This window comes from Bacillus sp. AFS040349 (assembly GCF_002577655.1).
GTDB lineage: Bacteria > Bacillota > Bacilli > Bacillales > Bacillaceae > Metabacillus.
Map to the genome: position 1 here is coordinate 21,288 of NZ_NUMC01000162.1, position 6,444 is coordinate 27,731.

Annotated in this window: 6 protein-coding genes; 5 read left to right on the forward strand and 1 reads right to left on the reverse strand. The window is 33.9% G+C overall.

Annotated elements, in window-relative coordinates:
- Nucleotides 1-154 precede the first annotated feature (154 nt).
- Entirely contained in the window at nt 155-1,138 is a 984-nt protein-coding gene (locus COD11_RS25045; protein ID WP_098799607.1) for an LLM class flavin-dependent oxidoreductase, read from the forward strand.
- Between the two features lie 186 nt (nt 1,139-1,324).
- On the opposite strand, the gene COD11_RS25050 is transcribed toward COD11_RS25045, so the two are convergent.
- Nucleotides 1,325-2,764 (reverse strand): L,D-transpeptidase family protein, encoded by a 1,440-nt coding sequence (locus tag COD11_RS25050; protein ID WP_098799608.1) that lies wholly within the window; start codon nt 2,762-2,764, stop codon nt 1,325-1,327.
- A gap of 683 nt (nt 2,765-3,447) precedes the next feature.
- Here COD11_RS25050 and COD11_RS28285 point away from each other — a divergent pair.
- From COD11_RS28285 to COD11_RS27160, 4 genes are all read left to right on the forward strand, one after another.
- Nucleotides 3,448-3,642, forward strand: coding sequence for a hypothetical protein (locus COD11_RS28285; RefSeq protein WP_442919985.1), 195 nt, complete (start codon nt 3,448-3,450; stop codon nt 3,640-3,642).
- Entirely contained in the window at nt 3,643-4,362 is a 720-nt protein-coding gene (locus tag COD11_RS25055) for a DnaD domain protein (RefSeq protein WP_483296315.1), read from the forward strand.
- 343 nt (nt 4,363-4,705) lie between these two features.
- The gene (locus tag COD11_RS25060; protein WP_483296316.1) at nt 4,706-5,620 is read left to right on the forward strand and encodes a DnaB helicase C-terminal domain-containing protein; all 915 of its coding nucleotides are present in this window, start codon (nt 4,706-4,708) and stop codon (nt 5,618-5,620) included.
- Between the two features lie 169 nt (nt 5,621-5,789).
- Nucleotides 5,790-5,948, forward strand: a complete 159-nt coding sequence (locus COD11_RS27160) for a hypothetical protein (RefSeq protein WP_176551242.1) — start codon at nt 5,790-5,792, stop codon at nt 5,946-5,948.
- Nucleotides 5,949-6,444 lie beyond the last annotated feature (496 nt).

Genomic DNA, 6,444 nt, shown 5'->3' on the forward strand with positions numbered 1-6,444 from the left:
CAAAATGGAAATAAAAGAGCAATTTAATCATTGGTAAAATTATATCGTAAAAAAATAAAATTTAATTGTTCTTAGTAAAAGCAAGATAATTGAGAACCATTAAAATGTCATGTAGACTAATCACACAACACTATTTAAGAAAAGCGGTGTAAGAATGAAACTCAGTGTTCTTGATCAATCGGTTATTAGTGAAGGGCAAACTGCTAGAAATGCACTTCATAATACGATTGAACTGGCAAAAATAACAGAGAAATTAGGGTATACTCGATTTTGGGTAGCCGAACACCATAATTCAAATGGGATCGTAGGGACATCTCCAGAAATACTTATATCACAAATCGCTGCAAATACAAAAAAGATACGTATTGGTTCAGGAGGTGTACTGCTTCCACAATATAGTCCATATAAAGTAGCAGAAAACTTTAAAATGTTAGAAACGTTGTTTCCAAATCGAATTGATGTTGGAATAGGTCGATCGCCAGGCGGATCACCAACAACTCGCTTAGCCTTAACAGATGGGATAAGGAAAAGTATGAATGAGTTTCCGAGACAGGTTGCAGACCTTCAAGACTATTTATTTGACACTAGCTCAAGTTCTCAACCAATTCACAATGTCAAAGCCTATCCGAGTATCCAAACAGTTCCGGAAATGTGGTTATTAGGTGTAACACATCGTGGAGCTAGATTGGCTGGGGAAATGGGTACAGCGTTTACATTTGGCCATTTCATTCATCCTGCAAACGGTTTACATGCAATGGAAACCTATAGAAAGAGCTTTCAGCCATCAAAAACACAAAAAGTACCAAAAGCAAATGTATGTATTTTTGTTGTCTGTTCTGATACCCAAGAAAAAGCAGAAGAGATCGCCTTGAGTCAAGATTTATGGCTTTTAGCTGTTGAAAGAGGACTAGATACAAGAATTCCATCACCAAAACAAAAGAAGCTTTCACTAAGAGATAAAGAAAAAATCATTGAAAATAGGAAAAGGATGATCGTAGGGACACCACATAAGGTAAAAGAGGAAATACTGAGACTAAGCGAGTACTATCAAACAGATGAATTTATGATTATTAATAATACGTTTCATTTTAAAGATAAAGTGCAAACATATCATTTATTGGCAGAGATTTTTCTTTAGAATGGGACAAAGGGACAGGTAGATTGTCCCGTTTGAACCTGACCAGAAACATTTGGAAGTGGCTAAAGCTGCATATAAAAAATAATAGAACTTGAAAGTAATTTCACACAAAAATAGCCTGTATCCATGATTACTTGGTAATCATGATACAGGCTATTTTTCGTAAACAAAATAGTCATTAGTCTTTTAATAAACAACAACCGGTTCATAAGTTTCGAGATTATTATAAACCTCTTTCATAACGTTAGGAGGGACATTCACGCAGCCACCGGATCCTGCAGTCAGATAAGCATTGCTTGACCAGTTATTACGCCAGCCTGCGTCGTGAAATCCTTGTCCACTGTTTGTGAAAGGTGCCCAATAGTCAACTTCTATAGAGTAATTAGGGTTACCCGCAGTACTACCAGTAAGGATGTATGGGCTTCTTTTATAGAGAATATACCATACTCCAGGAAGAGTATCTTGATGCGTACTATGTTTACCAGTCACCACATTCGTTGTTAGGACAAGTTTACCATCCTTATAAAGCCAAATCCGCTGATCTTTAATTGACACTTCAGCATAAGTATCGCCAATTCCGTTGTTTGTGAGCGTATTATAGCCATATCCCTCATTATTCCAACCATTTCCGATTATATTAGTGGCAGATAATGATTTTCCTCCCGTTTCAAAAGCTTCTATCACAAGTGCTGCTTCTTTTTCTACATCTAATGCCCAGCCATAGCCTTGACCTTTAACGGATATAATTCGTCCTGAATGAGTTTTAAAGGTGAAATTTTCACCTAATGTGGATTGAGACCGATTTATTTCCGATATTTCATTTGTAATATTGGCAGGGTCAATAGAAACCTCCAAATCTTTCGTGACAGTGGCATTTTTTATCAGGTCACTTGCTTTTAAAGAATACAATTTATCTTGTACTTTATACTCAACAGTTTGCTTTAGAAGCTGTTGAAGCTTATTCTTTTCATTTTTAACAATTTCACTGTCTTCCTTAATTGGAAGAATGAATGAAGACTCGAGATGTATATCGCTACTATACTCTTGTTTATCATAGTTTTTTAATAGAGTAGTAACATCGTATTGAGTGCCATCTACACTTTCTGAAATAATAATTTCTCCATTTTCAAGAATGGCTTGTGCATCCTTAGGTGCTTGTAAAGCCTGATTCATTGAGATGAGTTTTTGTTCAAACTCTTTTTTCAACGTTTCACTACGATATATATCTTTGTTTTTTGGCAATAATGAATAGTTCTTTGATTTGAAAGAAGGGAAAAACGTCCACTGGCTTTTTAAATGTTTTTTGATTGCTGGTAGATCATCTTCTGTAAATTCCATCTGTGTATCTTTGCCGTCTAGAATGAGTTCACTTTCAATATAAACTTCATTGGTCAATACGGATGCTTGCAATTTCTTTAATGCCTCTTCAGCGGTTAAGTGACCAACATTTACGTTATTCATCGTAATCTCGGCATTAAAGTGGTTTGCTTGATAATAACTCAGTCCAATCACTATGAGTATCAAAATAATACCGATACCACTTGTGATAAACTTCCAATTTTTGTACCACGTAACTGTGTGATAGTCGTGCCTTTGTTCAGTAGTTTGTGCTGCAGTGTTTCCCATAACATTTCCCCCAATAATACCTCTACATGTTACTTTTCTTATGACCATTTTACAAAGTTTGCGATTATTTTACTAATATTAAACTTTATCTACAATTTTACTAGAAAAGCTTGTGTGATTTTGTCGTATTTTGCATTTTTTTTATAGTTTTATCGATTTATTTTTTTAGTATAAAGTCTATTTTATTAAATAAGTGGGATTTCATATTGAGAAAAAAAGCCTATTTTTCACTATTGAAAGAAAAATACCCAATTTTAAAGGGAGTCTCTCCTAAAAGAATTTATATATGGGAGACCATTTTGCAGTGTTTCGTTTAAATCTAACACTTATTAATTAATAAATGATTATATGTATACAAAAAGCCTGTAATACCACACTTAAACAGATTTTTTACGATACGTGGGCAATAAGAAAAAGAATAAAAAAAAGAAAAACAACAACAACAAAAAATTTTAAACACCATAGAAAGCGAATAATTCAAGAAGAGGTGATTCGAACTATATAAGACGTTTTTATTGACTGTAACGAACGTTTTGAAGTGTTGAATATAAGTAGTTCATCACGTCTTTCTTTTTCATATCAATCTATAATTTACAAAATATTTACAATAGAACCGCTACTCTAAGCCCTTATATTTTATAAATAATTAATGAAAGGATAACGAGAAAAGGACGTGATGAAAAATGGCAAAATTTCGAATGGTGTTAACTGGTTTTTGGAGAGAAGCATTTACTTTAGAGAAGATGACTACGGATGATAAGTTGTTTTACCTATATCTACTTACGAATGAAAAAACAACTCAAGTTGGAATCTATGAAATAACAAAGAAAGAAATGGCGTTTGAATTAGGTTATTCAATTGAGATTGTGGAATTATAAATGAAACGGTTCACAGAGCTTCACAAATTAATTCGTTACAATCCTGAAACATGCGAAATCGCCATTAAAAACTGGGGGGAATATAATCTTCATAAGGGTGGCAAACCTATGTTGGATTGTATAAAAAAAGAACTAAAAGAAGTGAAGGATACCTCACTACTTTCATATGTTTGCGAAGGCATTGAAAAAGAGGAATTTGTTCGTCTTTTTGAACCTTATATACAACAAGATAATGAAAAAGCTGAAAATAATATCGTTCAAGAAACAGAAGCAGATGTAGTTGTTATGTCCCCTGATCAAAACACAAAGAAAAAAGAAAATGATTTCAACGCAATAAAAGACGATCATTCAAGAACTGCAGATGAGAAAGAAATAATAGAGTTCTGGGATATCAATGGATTTGGCTATTCTAATGTAAATGCAAAAGAGCAGCTGGTAGTTTGGTTAGATGATTCTAGCTTTCTAAATCCTAAAGAGGTTTTACTAAAAGCATTAGGAATTGCCTGTGCAAATAACAAGCGAAGGCTTAACTATGTTATTGGTATTCTTAGAAACTGGGAAAATGAATCGTTAGTAACCGTTGAAGAAATAGATTCTTATTTGCAAAAACACAATCAAATTCATAGGAATAAACAAACAGAAAATATTCCTGATAGAAAAGCAGCTCCAAGAGAATTTGTACTTGATTTAACCGCAGGTGAAGAAAATGAATATCACTGAAAAAGCATTTTTAGGTACTTTAATGAAAGCGGAGTACCTGCTTAAGGATACTATTATTCTACCTGAACAACTAGAAAGTACACGTCATCAAGAATTAATGCGAACAATGGTGGAATGGAACAGAGTAGGTAAAAATATTGACTTAATCTCACTAACAACTTTACCAGACCTTGAAAGCTTTGGTGGAATGTCTTATCTTTCGGAATTGTTATGTTTTGCTGAACTTGATAAATTTGAAGGAATTGAGAAGCTTATACTCGATTCTTGGAAGGAGCGGGAAAAGAGAAACATCCTAACAGTAGCAGCCAATAATGATTGGGAAATTAATAAGGTTATTGCTGAATTGAATAAAATTAATCAAAGTAAAGTTGACGATCATACTTCTTTACTACAAGCACTATCAACGATTTATGAAGCACCGTGGGAAGATCAGAATAATATTCATGCTGCAACAACTGGTATTAATAAGCTTGACGAAATGACGGGAGGGTTTCAGGATGGCGAAGTAACAATCATCGCTGCAAGACCGTCGATGGGAAAAACGGATGTGATGCTTCATTTTGCCAAAAAGTCAGGGTGGGCTGGCTATTTACCACTAATCTTTTCCCTAGAAATGCCGGAAAAGCTAATTACTAAACGCTTAATTGCATCTACAGGTGGTTTTAATCGTTCAAAAATGCGCGATCCAAAAAGATTGCTAAGTGAAAATCAGAAGAATAAATGGGCACATGTAATCGGTCATCTTAATGAAACACATATTCAAATTTTCGATGGAGCTGGACAAACTGTCGCGGACATGAGAGCGAAAACACGTAAAATGCTGAGTATATTTCCAAATAAAAAACCGATTCTTTTTATCGATTATTTAACACTCATCCAACCAGGACAAATTCACGGCGGTAATTCACATCAGCAAGTATCCGAAATCTCCAAATCTCTCAAAATGATGGCGAAGGAGTTCGAATGCCCTGTTATTTGCTTGGCACAACTAAACCGAGCGGTCGAGTCAAGAGCAGATAAACGGCCAATGATGTCAGATATTCGGGAATCAGGAAGCATTGAACAAGACGCCGATGTAATTTTATTCTTATATCGTGAAGCTTATTACGATAAGGAATCTCACGACAATACTCTTGATATCATCGTCTCAAAAAATCGAAATGGATCTGTTGGATACATCTCGGTGAATTACAACAAACATACAGGAGAGATTGTGGAGAAAAAGACAGATTCATATGCACGCGGTACATATTCATAAGAAGAAAATTAGTGAATAATAATAAACTTCCTTTTTTGTAAAAAATAGGATATGAAATCGGTGGTTTGATGGTATAATAGATCTATAGATATGAGGTAATAATAGTTCTTTTTCCTCATACTTCTAATAAAGCAAAGTATAAATACCATTAAAAAAGGGGTTAATAAACATGAGCAAAGAGCAAGCGAAGCCAATTTATTATGACGGTTCCGGTAATGCAAGTTTATCTCCAACAGTACTTTCGTCAAATACATACATCATAAAGCCTGATTATGATAAAAAAACTCTTATTAAATATCCTTATTTTCCTTATATAAGTAAGGGGTAAGTTCTGAGAAGTTAATCACTTATATAGATTTCTAAAAGCCTGGTTGCGAGATGATCGTAGTCAGGTTTTAATTTTTAACTATTTTCAAAGTTGATTTCTTTGTATTTAATGGTCTGTAGTCATCATCGTTCTACCCACGAGTAGGATTAACTTCCCTGCATTTCTCCCTAATTAAGAATATGTTTCATTTTTATTAACTAGGACGTTCCTTGTTGCTCCACCCGATATAGTAAAAAAGTTCACCTCCATAATCTAGTCAATATCATTGGAAAATACGGGTTATCTATTGAATTCCTTATCTTGAAACTGATGATATTTTAATAATGCTAGTAATTCACTTTACACAGCTTAATCTAATTCACTTAAATCATGCAGACATGTGCAGCAAGTTTCATTGTTTGAAACCAGTTTATTTAAATTAAAAAAATTGAATCGTTATGATGATTTATAAAAATAGGGGTATTAGTTGTTATTCAGCAATCTGGCCATTATCTAC